The organism is Arsenophonus endosymbiont of Crataerina pallida (assembly GCF_964020125.1).
Classification (GTDB): Bacteria; Pseudomonadota; Gammaproteobacteria; order Enterobacterales; family Enterobacteriaceae; genus Arsenophonus; species Arsenophonus nilaparvatae.
Genome location: NZ_OZ026540.1, coordinates 2,201,301 through 2,225,458, shown reverse-complemented (window position 1 = coordinate 2,225,458; position 24,158 = coordinate 2,201,301). Strand labels below are relative to the sequence as shown.

General features: G+C 39.5%; 11 protein-coding genes and 5 pseudogenes. 13 read left to right on the top strand and 3 right to left on the bottom strand.

The features are described 5' to 3' along the window. The first annotated feature begins 274 nt into the window (after nucleotides 1-274). The 5 genes and pseudogenes from speG (at nucleotide 275) to AACL31_RS11950 (ending at nucleotide 7,994) form a co-directional block, all read left to right on the top strand. On the top strand, nucleotides 275-859 hold the full coding sequence (speG, locus tag AACL31_RS11970) for a spermidine N1-acetyltransferase (RefSeq protein WP_032114887.1): 585 nt from the start codon (nucleotides 275-277) through the stop codon (nucleotides 857-859). A 57-nt stretch (nucleotides 860-916) separates the two neighbouring features. Continuing rightward, the gene (gene ppk1, locus AACL31_RS11965) at nucleotides 917-2,986 is read left to right on the top strand and encodes a polyphosphate kinase 1 (protein WP_310512007.1); all 2,070 of its coding nucleotides are present in this window, start codon (nucleotides 917-919) and stop codon (nucleotides 2,984-2,986) included. 4 nt (nucleotides 2,987-2,990) lie between these two features. Beyond that, nucleotides 2,991-4,520, top strand: coding sequence for an exopolyphosphatase (gene ppx, locus AACL31_RS11960; protein WP_310512008.1), 1,530 nt, complete (start codon nucleotides 2,991-2,993; stop codon nucleotides 4,518-4,520). Between the two features lie 188 nt (nucleotides 4,521-4,708). Continuing rightward, nucleotides 4,709-6,170, top strand: a pseudogene (gene mgtE / locus AACL31_RS11955) (magnesium transporter). A 503-nt stretch (nucleotides 6,171-6,673) separates the two neighbouring features. After that, nucleotides 6,674-7,994 (top strand): annotated as a pseudogene (locus AACL31_RS11950) (MFS transporter). A 138-nt stretch (nucleotides 7,995-8,132) separates the two neighbouring features. Here the strand turns inward: AACL31_RS11950 and AACL31_RS11945 are convergent. Further along, a complete protein-coding gene (locus AACL31_RS11945; RefSeq protein ID WP_310512009.1) occupies nucleotides 8,133-8,879 on the bottom strand; it encodes a hypothetical protein in 747 nt (248 codons plus the stop codon). Between the two features lie 156 nt (nucleotides 8,880-9,035). Beyond that, on the bottom strand, nucleotides 9,036-10,703 hold the full coding sequence (locus AACL31_RS11940) for a pentapeptide repeat-containing protein (protein ID WP_310512010.1): 1,668 nt from the start codon (nucleotides 10,701-10,703) through the stop codon (nucleotides 9,036-9,038). Between the two features lie 130 nt (nucleotides 10,704-10,833). Here AACL31_RS11940 and AACL31_RS11935 point away from each other — a divergent pair, with 130 nt between their 5' ends. Next, nucleotides 10,834-11,796 carry an IS110 family transposase gene (locus AACL31_RS11935; protein WP_339053196.1) on the top strand — a complete coding sequence of 321 codons (963 nt, stop codon included), beginning with the start codon at nucleotides 10,834-10,836 and terminating at the stop codon, nucleotides 11,794-11,796. Nucleotides 11,797-11,798: 2 nt separating this feature from the next. Here the strand turns inward: AACL31_RS11935 and AACL31_RS11930 are convergent, their stop codons facing one another. After that, nucleotides 11,799-11,990 carry a hypothetical protein gene (locus AACL31_RS11930; RefSeq protein WP_310512840.1) on the bottom strand — a complete coding sequence of 64 codons (192 nt, stop codon included), beginning with the start codon at nucleotides 11,988-11,990 and terminating at the stop codon, nucleotides 11,799-11,801. 337 nt (nucleotides 11,991-12,327) lie between these two features. On the opposite strand from AACL31_RS11930, the pseudogene AACL31_RS11925 reads away from it, so the two are divergent. The 7 genes and pseudogenes from AACL31_RS11925 (at nucleotide 12,328) to fbaB (ending at nucleotide 23,986) form a co-directional block, all read left to right on the top strand. Next, nucleotides 12,328-13,552 (top strand): annotated as a pseudogene (locus AACL31_RS11925) (MdtA/MuxA family multidrug efflux RND transporter periplasmic adaptor subunit). Beyond that, a pseudogene (locus tag AACL31_RS11920) lies at nucleotides 13,552-16,692 on the top strand (MdtB/MuxB family multidrug efflux RND transporter permease subunit). The pseudogenes AACL31_RS11925 and AACL31_RS11920 overlap by 1 nt, the downstream one beginning before the upstream one ends. Further along, nucleotides 16,689-19,745: pseudogene (mdtC, locus tag AACL31_RS11915) on the top strand (multidrug efflux RND transporter permease subunit MdtC); the annotation flags it as partial. The pseudogenes AACL31_RS11920 and mdtC, both read left to right, overlap by 4 nt. Nucleotides 19,746-19,880: 135 nt before the next feature. Next, nucleotides 19,881-20,282 carry an ATP-binding protein gene (locus tag AACL31_RS11910; protein ID WP_310512841.1) on the top strand — a complete coding sequence of 134 codons (402 nt, stop codon included), beginning with the start codon at nucleotides 19,881-19,883 and terminating at the stop codon, nucleotides 20,280-20,282. Continuing rightward, nucleotides 20,279-20,971, top strand: coding sequence for a two-component system response regulator BaeR (gene baeR / locus AACL31_RS11905; RefSeq protein ID WP_310512839.1), 693 nt, complete (start codon nucleotides 20,279-20,281; stop codon nucleotides 20,969-20,971). The genes AACL31_RS11910 and baeR overlap by 4 nt, the downstream gene beginning before the upstream one ends. Before the next feature lie 123 nt (nucleotides 20,972-21,094). After that, nucleotides 21,095-22,477, top strand: coding sequence for a tRNA 5-hydroxyuridine modification protein YegQ (yegQ, locus tag AACL31_RS11900; protein ID WP_310512838.1), 1,383 nt, complete (start codon nucleotides 21,095-21,097; stop codon nucleotides 22,475-22,477). Nucleotides 22,478-22,936: 459 nt separating this feature from the next. Next, nucleotides 22,937-23,986: a class I fructose-bisphosphate aldolase gene (gene fbaB / locus AACL31_RS11895; protein ID WP_310512837.1), complete on the top strand. Its 1,050-nt coding sequence runs from the start codon at nucleotides 22,937-22,939 to the stop codon at nucleotides 23,984-23,986. Nucleotides 23,987-24,158 lie beyond the last annotated feature (172 nt).

Genomic DNA, 24,158 nt, shown 5'->3' with positions numbered 1-24,158 from the left:
TATCTGTCCCTATGTGATGCCAATGGCATCACAATTTTGTATACTGATGCTAACCCATATTGATACAAATTCTAATTGATAATTTTGTAGTAATAATCAACCAATACTTAACTAATTAGTTATCGAAAACTGAGTTTATTGTTAAAATATAATTGCTCTCATTTATCACTCAGCTTGATTCTGCTATTCTTTACTAACCAAACCGACTAAAAATACAGAACATCCATAGTAACTATTTTAATATGCTAAGTTTTACTCCCAATCGAGGTATCCAATGCCTACTGGCAAAAAAAATGAGTCAATTACACTACGACCTTTAGAACGTGAAGATCTCCCATTTGTCCATCAATTAGATAATAACGCCAGTGTTATGCGTTATTGGTTCGAAGAGCCTTATGAAGCTTTTGTTGAATTAAGTGATCTGTATGACAAACACATTCATGATCAGTTAGAGCGTCGGTTTATTATTGAAAATGAAGGCACTAAAATTGGATTAATTGAATTAGTAGAAATAAATTATATTCATCGTCGAGCTGAAATTGGCATTATTATCGATCCGGCCTTTCAAGGTAAAGGATATGCCGCCAAAGCCACCAACCTAGCGATGGATTATGCTTTTTCAGTGTTAAATCTCTATAAAGTCTACTTGATTGTGGATAAAGAAAATACCAAAGCGCTGCATATTTATAAAAAATTGGGCTTTCATATTGAAGGCGATTTGGTTGATGAATTTTTTATTAATGGTAAATATCGTACCGTCATTCGGATGAGTATTTTTCAACATCAATACAGTGAAATGAGAAAAAAATTCTCACCAGAGGCCAATAAAACACCTGAAAAATCATCAGTAATCAGATAAGCTGTTAAGTATCAATATCCTGTATTACTAAATAACAATATTGGTTATGGAGTAAAGATGTCTCAAGATCGGCTCTATACTGAAAAAGAGATCAGTTGGTTATCATTCAATGAGCGAGTTTTGCAAGAAGCAGCAGATAAACGTAATCCGCTGATTGAACGCATGCGATTTTTAGGCATTTATTCCAATAACCTTGAAGAATTTTATAAAATTAGATTTGCTGATGTTAAGCGACGTATATTAATTAATGAAGAACGAGGAACCGCATCCAGTTCACGCCAGCTATTAAAGCGAATTGAAAGCAAAGTTGCCAAACTGGATCAAGAATTTGACTCATTATATAACGAGTTATTACTTGAAATGGCGCGTAACCAAATTTTCCTAATTAATGAACGGCAAATTTCGCCAAATCAACAAATTTGGTTACGACAATTTTTTCGCCAACAACTTCGTCAGCATATTACGCCTATCCTGATCACGCCGGAAACTGATTTAGTTGAATTTTTAAAAGATGATTATACCTATTTAGCCGTTGAAATTATCAAGGGACAAAATATTCAATATGCCTTACTAGAAATTCCAGCAGGCAAACAACCTCGATTTGTTCATTTACCGCCTGAAATGCCAAAACGTAGGAAATCAATGATCCTGCTAGATAATATTTTGCGTTATTGTCTAGACGAAATATTTAAAGGCTTTTTTGACTATGACCAATTAAACGCCTACGCGATGAAAATGACGCGCGATGCGGAATATGATTTAACTACTGAGATGGAATCCAGCATGCTGGAGTTGATGTCATCCAGTTTAAAACAACGTCTTAATGCCGAACCGGTTCGTTTTGTTTATCAACGTAATATGCCTGATGAAATGGTAGAACTACTGAGAAAAAAACTCGGACTATCAAGTGATGATTCAGTCATTGCCGGTGGCCGTTATCATAACTTTAAAGATTTCATTAAATTTCCAAACGAAGGTAATAAAAATTTACTGAATAAACCACTGCCGCGTTTACGTCATCGTCGTTTTGATAACTTCCGTAATGGCTTTGATGCGATCAGAGAAAAAGATGTTCTCCTCTATTATCCCTATTACACTTTTGAGCATACGATAGAATTATTACGCCAAGCCTCTTTTGATCCCAACGTATTGACAATCAAAATCAATATTTATCGTGTAGCCAAGGATTCGCGCATTATTGAATCGATGATCCATGCAGCGCACAACGGTAAAAAAGTCACCGTGGTGGTTGAATTACAAGCGAGATTTGATGAAGAAGCCAATATTCATTGGGCTAAGCATCTTACCGAAGCCGGAGTACATGTCATTTTCTCTGCACCTGGCCTTAAGATCCACGCTAAACTTTTTATTATTTCTCGTCTCGAACAAGGTGAAATTATTCGTTATGCTCATATTGGCACCGGAAATTTTAACGAAAAAACCGCTCGCCTTTATACCGACTATTCCTTATTAACGGCAAATCAACAAATTACCAATGAAGTAAGGCGGGTATTTAACTTTATTGAAAACCCTTACCGACCTGTCAATTTTGAAAATCTAATGGTTTCGCCGCAAAATTCACGCACTCGGATGACGCAACTGATCGATCGGGAAATTAGCAACGTTCAAGCGGGAAAAGCGGCCGCTATCTTGCTAAAGATTAATAACTTAGATGACAAAGAGTTAATTAATCGTCTTTATGATGCCTCCAAAGCTGGCGTAAAAATTCGTCTGCTGATCCGAGGCATGTGTTCGCTGGTTCCCGGCCAAGCTAATTTTAGTGAAAATATTCAAGTTACTAGCATTGTCGACCGTTTTCTTGAGCATGACAGAGTTTATGTATTTAGTAATAATGGCAACGAAGAAGTCTTCATCTCATCAGCTGACTGGATGACCCGCAATATCGATTTTCGTATTGAAGTGGCTGTTAAATTGGTTGATCAACAACTGAAACAACGCGTGCTCGACATTCTTGAATTACAATTTAATGATACCGTTAAAGCGCGTTATATCGATAAAGAGTTAACCAATCGTTATGTACCACGCGGTAATAAACGCAAGATCCAGGCACAGCTTGCTGTCTACGATTATCTAAAATCACTAGAACATCCAGAAACAAGAGCTTAACACTATGCCATTAATAAAACCTTCAGCATCGAGGCCGATGGAAATTGCTGCCATAGATCTTGGCTCTAATAGCTTCCATATGATTGTTGCGCGAATAGTTAATGGTGCCTTACAGATTTTAACCCGCATTAAAAAACGTGTTCATCTGGCTGACGGTTTAGATGAACATAACAAATTAAGCGAAAAATCAATTCAGCGTGCCTTGACCTGCTTAGCGCTTTTTGCTGAACGTTTACAAGGATTTACCGCTGATAATGTTTGCATAGTTGGAACTCATGCCTTACGAGAAGCGGTTAACGTCAAAGAGTTTTTGCAACGAGCTAAAGCCGTTATACCCTACCCAATTGAAATTATTTCAGGCCAAGAAGAAGCGCGGCTGATTTTTATGGGGGTTGAGCATACCCAGTCAGAAAAAGGTCGGAAGCTGGTGATCGATGTTGGCGGTGGCTCTACAGAACTTATTATTGGTGAAAATTTTAAGCCTCTATTAATGGAAAGCCGTAAAATGGGCTGCATCAGCTATGCCCGCCAATTTTTTGCTAATAATCTAATTAATGAAACTAATTTTGCGCGCGCCTATTTTGCTAGCCGACAAAAACTGGAAAATCTTGCTTGCCAATATCAAATGCAAGGTTGGGACTATGCCTTTGGTGCTTCAGGAACCATAAAAGCAATTCATGAAGTACTTTGCCAGTTGGGTGATTCAGATGGCATCATCACCCATGAGCGCTTAGTTAAACTAAAAAAATTAGTACTAAAGTATAAAAATTTTAAGTCACTCGATCTACCCGGCTTATCAGCAGAGCGTGCTCACGTTTTTGTTCCGGGATTAGCCATTTTATGTGGCATATTTGATTCTCTGCAAATCAAGCAGTTAACGCTCTCTGACGGTGCTTTACGTGAAGGGGTTCTCTATGAAATGGAAGGACGTTTTCGTCATCAAGACATTCGCCAACGCACCGCATTAAGTTTAGCTGAACATTATAATATTGACCGAGAACAAACGCAGCGAGTATCAAAAACCATCGAGATCCTTTATCAACAATGGGCAAAACAAAATCCCAAGTTGGTTAACCCACAATTGAAAGTGCTACTTATCTGGGCCGCTATGCTGCATGAGGTTGGATTAAATATCAATCATAATGGCTTACATCGTCATTCTGCCTATATTTTATACAACACCAATCTGCCAGGATTTAACCAAGAGCAACAGTTATTACTAGCGACATTGGTCAGGTATCATAAAAAAAGTATCAAAGCTGATGAATTCCCTAAGTTAAATCTATTTAAGAAAAAACAATATTTACCCATGATCCAACTATTACGGTTAGCTACGCTACTTAATAATCAACGTCAATCGACAACCACGCCAAACTCACTACGTTTGAAAACCGATCAAAATCATTGGACACTCTATTTTCCTCCCCACTATTTACAGCAAAATGCGTTAATGCTGCTAGATTTAGAAAAAGAACAAAAATATTGGCAAGATGTTCCTAGCTGGAAACTAAAAATTAAAGAGGAATCTGCTTGATATTTTGGTATGATTAAAAATAAAATCTAGCAACCATAAATCTAACTTAATTGCTTGTTTTCTATTCAATAACTTATTTATCCTGCTGCTGATAGTAGTTGTTTAAATAATGTGTGCATTTAATCGAAAGTCATTAAAAATGATAATACCTGATAATAGGTTACGACTATTAGTATTTAAGGATAACCATGTCTCAACCAGCCTTTTCATCGAATATTACCTCACTTATTAATCCACATTCACAAAAGCTGGCACAAATTAGGCAAGATATTTTGACGCTTTTCATGGAAAATGAAGAGACGATTAAAATATTAGCCACCCAACACGACAAACAACAAGCCTTATCGATCGTAAAGCACGATAAAAATATCATCCAAATTAAATCACTATTACATGCCTTACATGCAGCCGATATTGCGGATCTTTTAGAAATGTTGCCTTATGATGAACGCTCATCACTATGGTATTTAATTGATAATAATAAACGTGGTCAGGTTTTAGTCGAAGCCTCAACCTCGGTCTGGGAAAGTTTACTCAAGAACATGTCAGATAGAGAGTTGCTACGTGCTGTTGCTAATCTACATGTTGATGAGCAAGCCTATATTGCCGAACACTTACCGCGCGACACAATGCGTCGTTTACTGACTTACCTTGATCCCAGTTTACGTAATCAGATCCGTGAGGTACTACAATATCCTAAAGATAGCGGTGGCCAAATGATGGATTTTGAATTTATTACCGTTAGGCCTAACGTTAGCCTGAAAACTGTTCAACGCTATCTACGCCAGCGCGGTAATATCCCTGAAGCAACCGATAAAATTTTTATTGTCGATATACAAAATCGCTTGCAAGGGGAATTGCCATTAACGACGATTTTAACCTCATCACCAACAAAAACAGTGGCTGATGTGATGAAAACCGCCACGATGAGCTTCTTGCCTGACGAAAAAGCAGAAGACGCTGCAAGTGCTTTTGAACGATACGATTTGATTTCAGCTGCTGTGGTTGATAACAATGGTTTATTAATGGGACGCTTAACCGTTGAAGATATAGTTGATAATCTTAATGAAGAGAGTGATAGCAACATCCGGCGCATGGGAGGATTAAGCCCTGAGGAAGATGTTTTTGCCCCCGTTGGGCAAGCAGTAAAAACTCGCTGGACCTGGCTTGCCGTTAACCTCTGTACCGCCTTCATTGCCTCACGAGTGATTGGTGTGTTCGAAAATACCATTTCACAACTGGTCGCACTGGCAACACTAATGCCTATTGTCGCCGGCATTGGTGGCAATACCGGCAACCAAACTATCACTATGATTGTTCGAGCAATTGCCTTGCATCAAATCCAAACTGGTAATTTCTCATTTCTGTTACTGAGAGAATTAGGCGTCGCGCTGATCAATGGTATTGTCTGGGGCGGGATCATGGGCATCGTCACCTATTTACTCTATGGTAACCTTGAGATGGGTGCGGTGATGACTTTAGCTATGATATTGAACTTAATGATGGCCGCATTAATGGGCGTTATTATCCCATTAATTGGTGAAACTGGGTCGAGATCCGGCCATTGGCTCAAGTGTGATGATAACCGCGATTACTGATACCGGCGGCTTCTTTATTTTCTTAGGTTTAGCCACTCTTTTTCTAATTTAAATCGTCAGCGCTAATCTATCATGGCAACATTAGAATAGCGCCTTAAAACAAAACTTATTACACCTCTTTGCTATCTCAATATATTTAAATTAATAGCCAAATTTTTCTCTATCTATCAATTGAAAAATAGCAGATTAATATATTTATATGGTTAAAATAGAATGCATTACTATCTAAATTTCATCCTTGATTTTGCTAACCATTGATTTAATTAAAAACAAATAACCCAATATTTCTCCGGTTTAAAGGTTATCCAGAGTAGGATAAAATAATATCCGCTTTTTATGTTTATATAGACAATGACGAAAAAAACCAGATTATTGGTTATAACTGCCGGATGATAAACAGATAATTATTATCGCTAAATCAAGATATCATTGTTATTTCATTATTTTTTATTATTAAAAAATAAAATCAATTAACAAATTGCACCTATTGTTTGAATGATTTATTCAGCGAATTAATACACTATTTTGCCTATTAATAAAAAGGATTAAAAAAACATGCCATCGCTAACCAATACGCAAAGTCAGCCTGTTGCCAGGCCACTAAATCGGCAAGATTATAAAACGCTGGGTCTATCTTCGTTAGGTAGTACACTTGAGTTTTACGATTTTGTTATTTTTGTCTTTTATGCCAAAACCATCTCGCTACTTTTTTTTCCGGCTGGTAATCAATTTCTCGCTCTGATAGCAACCCTTGGGTTATTCGCTGCCGGTTATCTAGCTCGTCCATTAGGTGGCATTATTATGGCACACTACGGCGATAAAATAGGCCGTAAGCGCATGTTCAGTTTGAGTATCTTTATGATGGCCCTGCCCACTTTAGTTATAGGAGCATTGCCAACTTATGCCACGATTGGTATTGCTGCGCCACTGTCATTACTTTTGATGCGTATTATGCAGGGAGCGGCAATTGGCGGAGAAATGCCAGGTGCCTGGGTGTTTATCGCTGAACACACGCCAAAACAGCGTTATGGTTGAGCTATTGGAACGCTGACTTCAGGCATTACCGGTGGTATTTTGCTCGGCTCGATTATTGCCATTATCATTGAATATCACTTTACCGAACAACAAATTGTCGATTTCGCCTGGCGCATTCCGTTTATTGTCGGCGGGTTATTTGGCTTTATTGCTGTCTATTTGCGACGCTTTTTACAGGAAACCCCAATATTCAAAGAGTTAGCGGCACAAAGAGCGCTTTGTAATGAGTTGCCAGTTAAGACTGTTTTAACATCACATAAGCAGGCTTGTTTGATCACCGCGCTACTAACCTGGTCTCTATCGACCTCAATTATCGTGATCATTTTAATGACGCCTGACGTTATTTTACGCGGCATCTACCATATCGATCGGAATAGCGCCTTACAAGCCAATTGCTTTGCAGTGTTGATGTTAACCGTTGGCTGTATTTTTTTGGGGTTACTTAAGCGATAAAATTGGCTCCCGTCTCACCATGTTAGTAGCCTATAGCGGCCTGATCATCAGCGCCAGCTATTTCTATTCCATACTATCACCGGCTATTTCATTTTTAACATTAAGTAGTTATTACGGCATTATGGGATTGTTCGTCGGCGCCGTCGTTTTAACCCCGATTATTGGCACTCGGGCATTTCCACCTGCAATCCGTTTTTCTGGCCTGTCTTTTGCCTACAATATTGCCTATGCAATTTTTGGTGGTTTAACGCCGATCATCACGGGCTTCTGGCTACAACAATCTCATCTGGCACCGGTTTATTATGTCAGTGCCGTTGCAGTGCTAGCTATCTTGGTTGGTTTTTTACCGCTAGCATATCAAGGGTGGCAACATCAGCCGGCAAAATAAATCTAACGGGCAATAATATCCGCTTTTACTCGCTGCTAAGTGGTTAATAACTTCTGGCTTAATAATAAAAAAGTACATCATTTATTAGACTGATGCACTTTATACAACCATAAAAAATCTTAATTTCACCAACATCCATCAGCGCCAGGCTGGCGGCATGATGCCGGCAATGATGGTTGGAAAATGGGCCTTAATATAAGTAACCATCATATTTGATAGCACTGCCGAACAGGTGAACTCTCTCTCATGGCCTAATAATCTATTAGTCCAATCTCGATACTGTTCTTCAGAACCCAATGTTGTTGGCGCTAGTCGATATGCTTGCTCCATTAAAGCAAAGGCAAAATATCTCAATGGCAGCGGTGAATCGTATTCAGTGCCAAATAAGGCACTAGAAGAATACTTACAAAATAAAGCTGACAAACATAACAGAACTTCAGCTTGTCTTTGTGGAGTAGCGTCCGTAAGCTGATAGGTAGCTAATAATTGTGTCGCATATTCATCTGTTAAACAATAATAGGTTATATCTTTTTCAACATATTGGTTAAACTTATTGGCAAATATTGTTTTTAGTTTAGCGTCGTTATCAAAACCGATTAATTTAAAGGCAGAAGAAGATTGTTTGGTTGCTGTTTCAAAAGTGGCGCGCAAATCACCCAATTCTAAAGAATCCAGTAATTTAATAAAACACATTTGCTGTTGGCAAAACTGATAGCTGGAGGCAAATAATATAAAATGATGCTGAAAAAGATCATCTAACAGATAATTCGCCGGGCCAATATTCTCTTGCCCTTGATAGAGATAGAAACCATGCCAGTTCATATTCACTTGTTGCGCTAACCTAATATCTAACATCTGCTGTAACTGGTTTTGCGAAACCAACATAGCCCAATCACTACCTTGCTAACTTAAGTCAAGCTAATATGCTTGGTGCTAAACTGAATGGCGCCGATTTAACTGGTGCCAAGCTAGGTAATATCGCTTTACCGTTTTGGGATGAAACTCGATTAGATACTTATCTTAACCATATCAATAATGATTTTAGTTTACTAACAACCATCGACAGTATTGATAATAAATATAATGACAAGAAAATAGAGCTGGTACATCAATTAATCGACTCGTTAGATAAACGCTCCTCAAATACTTCACTATCATCAGTGGTAGAGTTAAGCAATAACCTATTACGCCATTTTCTATGTATTGCTTAAACTTATTGTCAAATATCGCGGCCAGTTTAGCTTGACTGTCAAAATCGATTAATTTAATTGCAGATGAGCTTTGCGTTGTTGCGGTTTGAAAGGTGGTTTGCAATTTACCTAACGCTAAAGTTGCTAATAATTGGCTAAATTTGGCTTGCTGCTGTTGAAATAGATAGTTAGACGCAAATAATTTAAAATGATGTTCAAAAAGATCATCTAAACGATAATCTGCCGGGCCAATATTGTCTTGCCCTTGATAGAGATAAAAGCCATGCCAATTGATATTCTCTGGTTGCGCTGACTGAATACCTAACATCCGCTGTAGCTGGTTTTGCGACATTAACATAGCATAGTGACTATCTGGCTTGGCAGAGAGCAGAATAAAATTATCCGCCTCTTTATTAGACCAATCAGGTTTGCCAGCATAATCACCGAAATCACCTTTAGTATAAGGCTCAACACGGTTATCTTGCAGATAACTGTTATACAGGATTTCAGCCTGTTCTTTATAGTTACTCTCACCCGCCATCGCTTGTGAAATCAACTGAACAAAGGCACCATTATGACTAACCATCATTTGCGGTTGGTGAGTAAAACAGTTTAGCAAGATTGTCAAAACAGGAGCAGTTTGTGCCGGCATCGTGCTGACAGCATATTTCGCCAGATAAGACGGCAATATGTTATTATTAAGCCAGTTAATAATTTTCTGATCCTGGTTATAGGGCGCTTTAGCAAAAGTCTCTAATAAGGAGTTTACTACTGATGATAGTGAAACGTTTGTAGGACGTTTGTCTAATGAATCAATCAGCTGATGAACTAATGCTATCTTCTTCTTATTATAGATGGGCTCAATACTATCGATAGTTTTAAGCAAGCTATTATTATTATTGATATGATTGAGATAATAATCTAGGTTATCATCATCCCAAGTCGGTAAATAGATACCACTCAAATTTGTCCTATCCAGTACAGCGCCAGTTAAATCAGCAGCCCTTATATTAGCACCAGCTAACACAGCCTCACTTAAGTCAGCGCTATTCAATTTAGCACCCACTAAATTGGCAAACATTAAGTTAGTAGCACGCAAATTAGCTTGATTCAAATTAGCACCTTTCAAATTAGCTTTCACCAAATTAGCAAATTCAAACTTGGCGAAGCATAACTCAGCTTTTTCCAAATTAGCGTTGCTTAACTTAGCACTGAATAAATAAGCATTACGCAAACAGGCCCCGGCCAAATTGGCATGACTTAAATCAGCATCACTTAAGGAAGCTCCCTGTAATTCAGCCTGGCTTAAAGTCGCCATATTTAATTTAGTTTTATCCAACTTGGCAGCGGTTAAATTGCATCCTTTTAACTTAGCATACTTCAGGTTCGCTTTATTTAGAGCGACACCCGTCAAATCAACCCCACTCAGGCTAACTTTAATTAAATCTAAGGAAGCATCAACATAACGCTCGCTTGTATCTTGAAAACGGTTTAAAATAGTTACGATTAGATTTGGCAAGGTGCATGCAGCCCGATTCCTCCTAGGGTTTTAAGCCCGTTAATTAGCGACCGGCGCATACACTGAGCCACTCATCTGAAACCCGAACAGTTGTCCGTACTCCATAACGCATTTGCAAGGATGGGTAATCATGAGTCAGCCAAATCCACTTTGTGTGGGTATTGATGTTTCTAAAGCAACGCTGGACATAGCAGCCAGCTGTGATATTGCACAGTTTACGGTCAGTAATGACTCTGACGGTTTTGATGCCATTATCGCCGAATTGAGAAAGCATTCGGTGGTGTTGGTTCTGATGGAGGCAACTGGCGGGCTTGAAGCTACTGTGGCCTGCTCGCTCCAGGCTGAAGGCTTTGACGTCACTGTGATCAATCCCAGACAATCCCGAGACTTTGCCCGCGCTATGGGCTATCTGGCAAAAACTGACCGTATTGATGCCAAAGTGCTTGCACAAATGGCAGAGGTTATTAATCGACATCCGGAGCGAGAGCGCTTTATCCGGACTCTGCCAAATGCAGAACGTCAGGTTCTTGCTGCGATGGTCGTACGCAGACGCCAGTTGATTACAATGTTGGTGGCAGAACGTAATAGGCTGTATACCGCACATCCACAGAATAGAAAAAGCATCATCATCAAGGCGCTGGAAGATGAACTTGCCAGAATCGATGAGGATATGAACAACCACATAAGGAACCACTTTAAGGATCTGGCCGCTAGGCTGAGCAGCATTAAAGGGGTTGGTACCATGACAGTTGCTGCGTTGTTGGCGGAGCTTCCCGAACTGGGCAGCCTCTCGAGGCGAGCTATTAGCGCGCTTGTAGGCGTTGCCCCCATAAACCGGGACTCGGGTACCATGCGTGGTCGGCGAACCATATTTGGCGGAAGGGACGGAGTCCGAACAGCACTTTATATGGCCGCGCTTGTAGCAACTCGCTTTAATCCGGTGATAAAAGCCTTTTACATGCGTCTGCTTGCAGCGGGAAAAGCCAAAAAAGTGGCGCTGGTCGCCTGTATGCGCAAGCTGCTGACTATCCTGAACGCTATGCTCAGAAAGAACGAAGAATGGAATGAGTCGTACCATCACGTTTCTCCATAATTTTAACGTTCAAGACAGTTGCTAATTAATTTATCTAAAATCTCACGTTTCTGCTGTTGCAAATCCTTTTTGTCATCAAGGCTACAATTATCCGGGATAACTTGCCTTAAAATATCTAAGTCAGAAAGCGGTTCTGATGGCGTATCAGTTGAGCGAAAAACGGAATTAGTAGTGTTAATAGAAAGCACTGTCATAATTATTCCTTGATTAATTTATAATTAAAAAGAAGTAATATATGAGCGATTGAAAAAAAATTATTGTAAAAAACCGCTATTTAATTGCGATTAACGATTCTTTTAGGTTATTAGACATTTGTTAAGGCGACATTAATATACAGGTTTGCTAATAATAACTATCTTAAATATATATATAACATTTAGCTAATTTATGCTTATCTCACACTGATTATTACAATTTCCACATTTCCTCCATTTTTTATATTAAATAGTCGCTAAACTATAGTGTATAAATAATTTATTTATGAAATTAAAAATATTTGCTGATACCTGTACAAAAAATGCTAAGGACATGATGAACAATAATAATCACCGCCGAAAAATTGTTATATCTGCTATTGCCATTATTTTTTTATCCCTTAGCGGGATGTTTGTCTGGCGTTATTTTCATTCGCAAACCCCAACGACAGCTGCCTTATCAAGCACGCAAGTATCAAAGCAAAGCTCAACAAAATCGCGTAAAACGCCACTACCGCCGGTGCAAGCGGCATTATCCGTGCGACAAAGTATTCCTCACATTTTGACCGCCTTAGGTACGGTGCAAGCCGCCAATACCGTAATGGTAACCAGTCGGGTGCCGGGGCAATTAATGGCGCTACATTTTACTGAAGGACAAACAGTTAAAGCAGGCGATTTATTAGCCGAAATCGATCCAAGGCCATTTCAGATCTCGCTGGCGCAGGCGGAAGGACAATTGCTCAAAGATCAGGCGCAATTGCATAATGCCCGACAAGATTTAGCCCGTTATCAAAAAGTTAGCTACCAGTAAGGTCATTTCTCAACAAGAGTTAGATAAGCAACGAACCTTGGTTCAGCAAACAGAAGGCAGTGTTAAAATCGATCAGGCGGCAATTAGTAATGCTAAACTGCAACTGACCTATAGCAGGATCACGGCTCCTATTACCGGTCGGGTTGGTCTAAAACAGATTGATATTGGTAATTATATTACCAGCGGTTCAACTTCACCTATCGTTATCATCACCCAAACAACCCCTATTGACGCCGTATTTGCCCTGCCTGAGGTAGATATTCCGTTGATCAAAATTGCTCAACAGCAAAAAACCAAAATTCCAGTGATCGCCTGGGATCGTAATAATAGCGCCAAAATTGCCGCCGGTTACCTATTAAGTACCGATAATCAGATAGATAGCACAACTGGCACATTAAAAATGAAAGCACGTTTCGCTAATCAGGATAATAGGCTTTTTCCTAACCAATTTATCAATATCCAAATTCAAGTTAATACGCTAAAAAATGTGGTAGTGATCCCAACCGCTGCCTTACAAATGGGTAGTATTGGTCACTTTGTCTGGACATTAGATAAAAATAATTTAGTCAAAAAATATAAAGTTACGGTGGGTTTGCAGGATGGTCAAAAAACCATTATTAGCGCTGGGTTAGATGCTGGTGTTTTGGTTGTTACCGATGGTGTTGACCGGCTAGTTGATGGGGTAAAAGTTCAGTTAGTTACCCCAAAAGATCAATTAACATCTTATGCTAATACGACGGAGAAATCTTAATGCAGTTTGAGACTCCGTTAAAAAGTGGTGGCCCATCAAGGTTATTTATTCTACGCCCGGTTGCAACCACGCTATTTATGGTTGCCATTTTATTAGCTGGTATTATCGGTTACCGCTTTTTGCCAGTCTCTGCCTTACCACAAGTTGATTATCCGACGATTCAAGTGGTTACCCTTTATCCTGGTGCCAGTCCTGATGTGATGACATCAGCGATCACCGCACCATTAAAACGCCAACTAGGTCAAATGTCTGGTTTAAAGCAGATGTTTTCCCAAAGCGCAGGCGGCTCTTCAGTAATTACGCTAACTTTTCAATTATCGCTAACACTGGATATCGCTGAACAAGAAGTGCAAGCAGCCATTAATGCGGCCAGTAATCTATTACCGAAAGATCTCCCCTATCCGCCCATTTATAATAAAGTCAATCCAGCTGATCCGCCCATTTTAACCCTAGCCGTGACCACCAACGCCCTGCCAATCACTGAATTGCAAGATATGGTTGAAACACGGGTAGCGCAAAAAATTTCTCAAGTTGATGGCGTAGGCTTAGTCACCCTCGCCGGCGGGCAACGTCCGGCTGTTCGTATTAAACTAAATCCACAAGCCGTCGCCTCTTCGCAACTGGATAATGAAACTATTCGGTTAGCTATTAATAATGCCAATGTCAATTCAGCTAAAGGCAGCCTTGATGGCCCTGCTCGGGCAATTATGCTTTCAGCTAATGATCAAATGAAATCATTGGCAGATTATCGCTCACTAATTATTGCTTATAAGCAAGGTGGCGCAATTCGGCTAGGTGATATTGCTACCATTTCACAAGCAGCGGAAAATACCCAATTAGGCGCTTGGGCCAATAAAAAACCGGCAATTGTGATTAATGTCCAACGCTAACCTGGGGCGAATGTCATTAAAACCACTGATAATATTCGCAAAATCTTACCTGAATTAGTTAAAAATTTACCGAAAGCAGTCAATGTTAATATTCTGACCGATCGAACGACCACAATTCGTGCTTCAGTTAAAGATGTCCAATTTGAATTAGTACTGGCGATCGCATTAGTTGTTATGGTGATTTATCTGTTTTTGCGTAATGGTATCGCAACCTTAATTCCGAGCATCGCCGTTCCCCTATCACTGGTAGGTACTTTTGCCGTCATGTATTTTTGCGGTTTTTCAATTAATAACCTCACTCTGATGGCTTTAACAGTAGCAACGGGTTTTGTCGTCGATGATGCGATTGTGGTGATTGAAAACATTTCCCGCTATCTGGAAAAAGGGGATAAACCGTTAACAGCAGCGCTAAAAGGCGCAGGAGAAATTGGTTTTACCATTATTTCATTAACATTTTCATTAATTGCGGTGCTGATCCCACTGTTCTTCATGAGTGATATTGTGGGCCGCTTATTTCGGGAATTTGCCATTACGCTGGCCGTGGCTATCTTAATTTCTGCTGTTGTCTCACTAACTCTAACTCCAATGATGTGTGCCCGTTTACTCAAATCTGAAGCAAAAACTAAATACAATCGTTTTGAAAAAGGCTGTGAACTGTTTTTTGATAAACTGATTGCTATTTATGGTGTCTGGCTTAAACGCATTCTTAATCATGAATGGCTAGTACTATCTGTCGCCATCAGCACATTGATACTAACAGCATTGCTCTATATTATGATCCCAAAAGGTTTTTTCCCCTTACAAGACAATGGATTATTGCAAGGTGTAATCGAAGCACCACAATCGAGTTCTTTTGCCGCAATGGCTGAAAAACAGCAACAAATTGCTGAACGAATATTAGCCGATCAAGCGGTAGAAAATGTAATCACTTTCGTCGGTGTTGATGGTAGCAATTCAGCCCTTAATAATGCGCGATTACAAATTACCCTTAAACCATTAAATCAACGCCATGAGCGGATAGATGTCATTATCCCTCGGTTACAACAAGCAGTTAATAAGATTCCAGGTATCAAATTATTTTTACAACCGATGCAAGATCTGACTATTAATAGCCAGATTTCCCGCACCCAATATCAATTTACTTTACAAGCGACTTCTATAGAACAACTCTCATTTTGGCTACCCAAGCTTCTCAACGCATTAAAAGCCAATCAGCAACTTACTGACGTAAGCAGTGATTGGCAAGATAAAGGTTTAATCGCCAAAGTAACTGTTGATCGCGACACAGCCAGCCGTTTAGGCATTAGCATGTCGGCCATTGATAACGCATTATATAATGCGTTTGACCAACGAATGATCTCGACAATCTATACCCAAGCTAATCAGTACCGAGTTATTCTTGAGCATGGCGTTGAAGGAGGTGTTGGTCTGGCGGCGCTAAATAATATTCGTTTACGAAGCAACCAAAACACTATGGTGCCGCTAACCATATTAGCTAAAGTTGAACAGAGTTATGGCCCTTTATCAATTAATCACTTAGCCCAATTTCCTTCGGCGACATTTTCCTTTAATGTCGCTAAAGGTAGCTCGTTGGAAGGCGCAGTCAATACAATCAAACAGATAGAAAATCAGCTTGAATTACCCCATGACATTATTACCCAATTTCAAGGAGCAACATTAGCCTTTGAAAAAGCACTGGCTAATATTTTGTGGCTTATTTTAGCGGCAATTATTGCCATGTATATCGTTCTCGGTATCTTATATGAAAGTTTTATCCACCCAATTACCATTCTTTCTACCCTACCTACTGCTGGCGTTGGCGCGCTATTAGCTTTAATGATAGCCGGTTATGAACTGGATATTATTGCCGTGATCGGCATCATATTACTGATAGGCATCGTCAAGAAAAACGCCATTATGATGATTGACTTTGCATTAGCCGCAGAGCGAGAGCAAGGTTTATCACCCGAGGAAGCTATCTATTAAGCTTATTTATTACGCTTCAGACCTATCTTGATGACCACAATGGCCGCTCTGCTTGGCGCTCTGCCTTTAATGTTAAGTACCGGCGTCGGCGCTGAGTTACGCCGACCGCTAGGAACCTGCATGGTTGGTGACTTAATTTTGAGTCAAATATTAACGCTTTTTACTACGCCTGTGATCTATTTACTTTTTGACCGGCTAGCTAGCCATTGGAAATCTGGCCATCACCATAATCAGGCATCAAAGGGAGAGGAGCCGTTGCTGTGAAATTGTTCGCATTATTTATCGAACGTCCGGTAGCAACAACCCTACTTAGCGTAGCAATTACCCTATGTGGTGTTTTAACTTTTATGTTACTGCCTATCGCACCTTTACCACAAGTAGATTTCCCCGTCATTAAAGTAACCGCCTCACTACCAGGTGCATCACCGGAAACCATGGCTTCTTCAGTCGCGACACCATTAGAGCGGGCTTTAGGTCAAATTGCTGGTATTAACAAAATGACGTCCAACAGTTCGCTTGGTAATACTAACATCACGCTGGAATTTGAGCTTGATAAAGACATCAATAGTGCTGCCAGAGAAGTCCAAGCGGCATTAAATGCAGCGCAAAGTATGCTACCTACCGGTATGCCTTCACGCCCACGTTACTACAAAACTAATCCAGCCGATGCCCCAATCATGATCCTAACCTTAACTTCCAGTAGCTATCGAATCGGTGAAATATATGACATCGCTTCGACCCGGCTGGCACAACGTCTTGCCCAAATAGCCGGTGTCAGTGAAGTTTCTGTTAGTGGCGGTTCACTGCCAGCGGTACGTATTGAACTCAATCCCACGGTACTATTTAATCAAGGGATTGCCCTAGATGCAGTAAGAGAAGCGATTAATAATACCAATGTTCGTCGCCCACTCGGCTATTTAAATGATGAACAATCACGTTGGCAAATAAAAACCAATGATGAATTAAAAACCGCTGTCGATTATCAACCCATTATTATTCATTCTCATAATAACGCTGTGGTTAGACTACAGGATGTTGCTAATATCAAAGACTCGGTACAAGACATTCGCACCGCCGGCATGACTGCTGGCAAACCGGCTATTATTTTAGTCATTCGCCGCGAGGCTGGCGCCAATATTATCGCTACCGTCGATCGTATTCGTGCTGAGCTACCTGAACTTAGAAAAATGCTACCAGCAAGTATTGATTTAGCCATTACCCAAGATAGAACCCCGACCATTCGAGCCTCGCTGACAGAAGTTGAGCGAGCATTAACGATTGCGATCGGTTTAGTGATCTTAGTGGTTTTCCTATTCTTACGTTCTGGCCGGGCAACGATTATTCCCGCTATTGTGGTACCCGTTTCACTAATTGGTAGTTTTTCAGCGATGTATTTATGTGGTTTCAGCCTTAATAATCTATCGCTGATGGCATTAACGGTCGCGACCGGTTTTGTTGTCGACGATGCCATTGTGGTAATTGAAAACATTATGCGCCACATCGAAAACGGTTTAACACCGCATAAAGCTGCCATTATCGGTGTTAGTGAGGTTGGTTTTACCGTATTGTCGATGAGTATTTCTTTAATTGCCGTTTTTATCCCGCTATTCTTTATGGGAGGACTAGTTGGCCGTTTTTTCCATGAATTTGCCATTACCTTAGCCACAGCAATTTTGATCTCATTATTTGTTTCACTTACCCTGACCCCCATGATGTGTGCTTATCTATTAAAAGAAAGTAAAAAATTTAGTACCCATAAGATAAGGGGCTTTGGCCGGTTATTATTAAAAATACAACAAAGTTACAGTGTCACATTAAATTGGGTTTTAGCTCATCAACGAAATGTATTGTTAGTTTTACTCGCCACTATCGGTTTAAATATTTATCTTTATATCAGTATCCCAAAAACATTCTTCCCCGAACTGGATACTGGCCGGTTACTAGGTTATGTACGGGCCGATCAGAGTATCTCTTTTCAAGCCATGAAAACTAAAATGACCCGTTTTATGACGCAGTTGGATATGGATCCTAGCATTGACAATGTGACCGGTTTTATTGGTGGCAGCAGAATGAATAGCGGTTTCATGTTTATTACTTTAAAGCCCCTAAATAAGCGGAAAGAAACGGCAAATCAAGTAATTGTGCGATTGCGAACTCAACTGGCAAATGAACCGGGTGCTAACTTATTCCTTATACCCGTGCAAGATATTCGGGCTGGTGGGCGCCAGGCTACTGCCAGTTATCAATTTACTCTTCTTGCCGATGATTTAGATGAGTTACGTGACTGGGAACCACAAGTTCGTAAAGCACTGGCAGCACTGCCCCAACTCGCGGACGTTAATTCTGACAAAGAGGATAAAGGCACTTAAATGGCGATAACTTATGATCGTGACAAAATGGCACAATTAGGGATTAATGTTAAAGAAGCAAACAATTTACTTAACGATGCATTCGGCCAGCGACAAATATCAACCATTTATCAGCCAATGAATCAATATAAAGTTGTTATGGAGGTGGCACCTGAATATACCCAAGATACCAGTACATTAGATAAAATGTTTGTGATTAATAAACAGGGTAAACCGATTCCACTCTCCTTTTTTGCCAAATGGCAACCCACTAATGCGCCATTAAGTGTTAATCATCAAGGATTATCTGCCTCATCAACTATTTCTTTTAATCTTAATGAAGGCTACACCCTTAATGATGCCATTAACGCAATAGAAATGACCATGATCCAATTAAGTGTGCCGTCTACTGTACGTGGTACCTTCGCGGGTACCGCTAAAATATTTCAACAAACCTTAAAAACGCAATTATTTCTGATCATTGCCGCCATAGTCGCGGTCTACCTTGTACTTGGTATCCTTTATGAAAGCTATATCCATCCATTAACCATTATTTCCACTTTACCGTCCGCCGGTTTAGGAGCCTTATTAGCATTAGAATTGTTCAATACCCCTTTTAGTTTAATTGCATTGATAGGTATTATGTTATTAATTGGTATAGTTAAGAAAAATGCCATTATTATGGTGGATTTTGCCATCCAGGCACAAAGAGAAGGTCTACTCAGCGCACATGATGCTATATTTAAAGCTAGCTTATTACGTTTTCGCCCCATATTAATGACCACCATTGCAGCAATTTTTGGCATGCTACCTCTGGCTATAGGTAATGGTGATGGTGCTGAATTACGCCAACCCTTAGGAATAACCATTGTTGGCGGTTTAATTGTTAGTCAAATATTAACACTTTATACCACCCCAGTGGTTTATCTCGCTTTCGATAAGCTGCAGACATATCTACAACAAAAGCGCCTGTTCAATGATTTACATCAGTTATCCCTGTCTGATCGCGGTTCACTGGTTTATCGAAAAAAAAATATCAATTTGGTACAACAAATTGAGTTAGCTATCAATAGCTATCGCGGCAGATTTGCTGATAAAAAAATAATGTTAAATATCACTTTACCTAGTGTGGTAACTTTACATGCTGATCCTGATCGTTTAGCCCAACTATGGCATAATTTACTGGAAAACAGTTTACTTTATACTCATTCAGCCGGCTCACTGAGGATCCAAGGTTATGTTTCACAACAGCGATTTTATCTCATTTGGCAAGATAGCGCCCCAGGCTTATTAGTAGATCAATATCCCTTTATTTTTGAGCGTTTTTATCGGGTTGAAAGTTCGCGTAATCGCGCCAATGGAGGTTCAGGACTCGGTTTGGCCATTTGTTATAATATTGTTGAAGCCCATGGTGGCAAAATTATCGCGCAAGCCTCCTCTTTAGGAGGCGTAAAAATTAGCATAGAATTTCCATTAGATGATAACCATAAAAGCCCAAATGTATGAGTTGCGATAATCACTGCTACCGTATTTTAGTTGTTGAAGATGAACCAAAGTTAGGTCAATTATTAGTTGATTATCTACAGGCCGCTGGTTTTCAAAGCGATTGGTTACTCGAGGGTAATAGTGTCGTTAACCAAGTAAAACATTTTCCACCGGATCTGATTTTACTTGATCTTATGTTGCCAGGTATAGATGGCTTATCAATCTGCCGTCAATTACGTCAATTTTCAGACATCCCTATTATCATTGTGACAGCGAAAACGGAAGAATTTGATCGCTTAGTTGGCTTAGAAATTGGCGCTGATGACTATATTTGTAAACCCTTTAGCCCACGTGAAGTAATCGCTAGAATTAAAACCATTTTACGTCGTTGCTATCGACAAACTACAGCAGAAAATAGTGACTTTAAGTTAATTATTGATGAAAGCGCCTATCAGATACATTATCAAAATCAAACCATTGAATTAACACCGGCGGAATTTCGATTATTAAAATATTTATCCCAACATCCGGGTAAAGTTTTTTCCCGGGATAAACTGTTGAATAACCTCTATGATGATTATCGAATTGTTACTGATCGCACCATTGATAGCCATATAAAAAACTTGCGCCGCAAGTTGCAACAATTAGATAAAGAGCGGCAATTTATCCGCTCAGTATACGGTTTAGGTTATCGTTGGGAATTAGTTTAATTAAATTTTGCTAATCCGCTCGCCGGTTGATTTGGATTTCATCACATAAGGCGTTAGAATTAGCTACTTAAAACTTATCCGATTAAGAATAAGTACTGACTTGTTATCAGATTGAGAAATTATATGTTTACGCCAGAATTACTTTCTCCCGCAGGTTCCCTGAAGAACATGCGTTATGCTTTTGCCTATGGCGCGGACGCTGTTTATGCCGGACAGCCGCGCTACAGCCTACGTGTTCGTAATAACGAATTTAATCATGAAAATTTAGCTAAAGGCATTAAAGAAGCCCATGAAATGGGAAAACGTTTCTACGTGGTGGTTAATATTGCACCACATAATGCTAAATTAAAAACCTTTATTCGTGATCTTACTCCGGTCATCAAAATGCAACCAGATGCCTTAATTATGTCCGATCCTGGCCTAATTTTGCTAGTGAGAGAAACATTTCCAGCAATGGAGATCCATCTTTCTGTCCAGGCAAACGCTGTTAACTGGGCAACAGTAAAATTTTGGCAACAAATGGGATTAAGCAGAATTATTTTGTCTCGTGAGCTCTCTATTGAGGAAATTGCCGAAATTCGTCAACAGGTACCTGATATTGAATTGGAAATTTTTGTTCACGGTGCACTTTGCATGGCCTATTCTGGTCGTTGCTTACTATCTGGTTATATTAATAAGCGCGATCCCAATCAAGGCACCTGTACCAACGCTTGCCGTTGGGAATATAAAGTACAAGAAGGAAAAGAAGACGCAATCGGTAATATTGTTCATCATCATCAACCGATTAAGATAAAAAATATTCAGCCGACATTAGGTAATGGACAGCCTACCGACAAAGTTTTTTTAATTGAAGAAAGCAAACGTCCTGGTGAATATATGACCGCTTTTGAAGATGAGCATGGCACCTATATTATGAATTCGAAAGATCTACGGGCAATCGAACATGTTGAACGCTTAACTCAAATTGGTGTCCATTCTTTAAAAATTGAAGGTCGTACCAAATCCTTCTACTATTGTGCTCGAACTGCTCAGGTTTATCGTCGGGCGATTGACGATACCGTTGCGGGTAAACCTTTCGATCCCTCATTACTAACCACACTAGAAGGCTTAGCTCACCGAGGTTATACCGAAGGTTTTTTATGTCGGCATAACCATGATGCGTACCAAACCTATGAATATGGTTATTCTGTTTCGGATAGCCAGCAATTTGTTGGTGAATTCACCGGCCAACGCAAAGATGGGCTGGCAGAAGTGGACGTGAAAAATAAATTCTGTCTGGGTGATAATTTAGAGTTAATGACACCAGCAGGGAATATTCAATTTACCTTAACTGACTTATTTGATAAAAAAAACCTACCTATTCAAGTTGCACCAGGTAATGGCTATAAAGTTTATCTCCCGATCCCTGAGGATGTTGATCTGCAGTTTGTGCTATTAATTCGCAATTTGGCTGGCACAACGACCAGAAACCCTCATAACAAACAACAGATTCAAACAATAAAGTAAGTTCAAAAACTAAAGTAAACAGTAATATGTTTGCTTTAGTTATAAGCAATTTTAGTAACCTTAAAAATAGGGATAATAACAATACATAATTTAAGGAAAAATTCCATTTTTATGTATTAGATCACAGCAATATGATATTCATTATCATAAGATAGTTAGTGAAAAATGTAGAACTAAAAATTAATAGTAAGACTAGGAACCACCTTCTTTGCTAACTCAATCTCCCTTGAGTTAGCTTTTTCTTTTTGTGGCCGATAAAATTCCACTCTTCTTATCAGCAACTATTGTTAATAAATAACCATAAATAGTTAATAAAATAGTATCCATCACTTTAATAACCAACGCTAAAACTAACATTAAACTGAAGCGATCCATCTCACTTAACTAAAGCAATCGAGCTTGTTTTTCACACTATAATGGATAACAATCAATTACAACGTCAATAAACGGGAGTAAATTATGACCGATATCGAGACACTGCTAGGCGCGGAAGCTGACAATCTATTACAGCATCGCTGCCAAACCATCGCCCAAGAAAAATTATACCTACCCGGCACCGATTTTATTGATCGCGTTATGATAGATAATAACCGTCCAAACCCAGTTTTACGCTCGATGCAAACCCTATTTGATCACGGCAGACTCGCAGGTAGTGGCTACCTTTCAATTCTTCCAGTAGATCAAGGCGTAGAACATTCGGCGGCTGCCTCATTCGCTGCTAATCCACTTTATTTCGATCCTAAAAATATTGTCGAATTGGCTATTGAAGCCGGCTGTAACTGTGTCGCCTCCACCTACGGCGTTTTAGCCGCAGTTTCACGTCGTTATGCACACAAAATACCCTTTTTAGTAAAAATGAATCACAATGAAACACTTAGCTATCCAACTCAATATGATCAGACGCTTTATGCCAGTGTTGAGCAAGCTTTTGAAATGGGAGCGGTAGCAGTTGGAGCTACCATTTATTATGGTTCATTGGAGTCCCGCCGTCAGATTGAAGAAATTGCCGCTGCCTTTGAACGTGCCCACGAACTGGGTATGGTGACAGTACTATGGGCATATTTACGCAATTCAGCTTTTCAGAAAGGAAAAACTGATTATCATACTAGTGCCGATCTTACTGGCCAAGCAAACCATTTGGCGGCAACGATTGGTGCTGACATTATTAAACAAAAAATGGCTGAAAATAATGGTGGCTACAAGGCTGTTGGTTTTGGTTATACCGATGAGCGGGTATATAGCCAATTAACAACCGATCATCCGATTGATTTAGTTAGATATCAATTAGCAAATTGCTATATGGGTCGTGCTGGATTAATTAATTCAGGCGGTGCTGCTGGTTCAAATGACTTAAAAGAGTCAGTTCGTACTGCAGTGATCAATAAACGTGCTGGTGGTATGGGATTAATTCTCGGTAGAAAAGCGTTTAAAAAATCGATGAAAGAAGGTATAGCTCTTATCAATGCCGTGCAAGATGTTTATTTAAATAAAAAAATAACCATTGCTTAATTTTATTGTTTACCAAAATATAATAACGTAAATTAATAATACAACATTAACGGTGATAAACATCTATTTTTATCACCGTTTATAATTTTTATCTTATTAAATAATATAAAATCATCTATACCATATATTGAAATTCTCGCTATCAGTTAATATCGATATGCAACAAAAAAAG

What these genes read in the sequence shown, in the direction of transcription:
- speG (WP_032114887.1), top strand. Translation starts at nt 275, where the DNA reads ATGCCTACTGGCAAAAAAAATGAGTCAATTACACTACGACCTTTAGAA.
- ppk1 (WP_310512007.1), top strand. Translation starts at nt 917, where the DNA reads ATGTCTCAAGATCGGCTCTATACTGAAAAAGAGATCAGTTGGTTATCA.
- ppx (WP_310512008.1), top strand. Translation starts at nt 2,991, where the DNA reads ATGCCATTAATAAAACCTTCAGCATCGAGGCCGATGGAAATTGCTGCC.
- AACL31_RS11945 (WP_310512009.1), bottom strand. Translation starts at nt 8,879, where the DNA reads ATGTTGGTTTCGCAAAACCAGTTACAGCAGATGTTAGATATTAGGTTA.
- AACL31_RS11935 (WP_339053196.1), top strand. Translation starts at nt 10,834, where the DNA reads ATGAGTCAGCCAAATCCACTTTGTGTGGGTATTGATGTTTCTAAAGCA.
- AACL31_RS11930 (WP_310512840.1), bottom strand. Translation starts at nt 11,990, where the DNA reads ATGACAGTGCTTTCTATTAACACTACTAATTCCGTTTTTCGCTCAACT.
- AACL31_RS11910 (WP_310512841.1), top strand. Translation starts at nt 19,881, where the DNA reads ATGTTAAATATCACTTTACCTAGTGTGGTAACTTTACATGCTGATCCT.
- baeR (WP_310512839.1), top strand. Translation starts at nt 20,279, where the DNA reads ATGAGTTGCGATAATCACTGCTACCGTATTTTAGTTGTTGAAGATGAA.
- yegQ (WP_310512838.1), top strand. Translation starts at nt 21,095, where the DNA reads ATGTTTACGCCAGAATTACTTTCTCCCGCAGGTTCCCTGAAGAACATG.
- fbaB (WP_310512837.1), top strand. Translation starts at nt 22,937, where the DNA reads ATGACCGATATCGAGACACTGCTAGGCGCGGAAGCTGACAATCTATTA.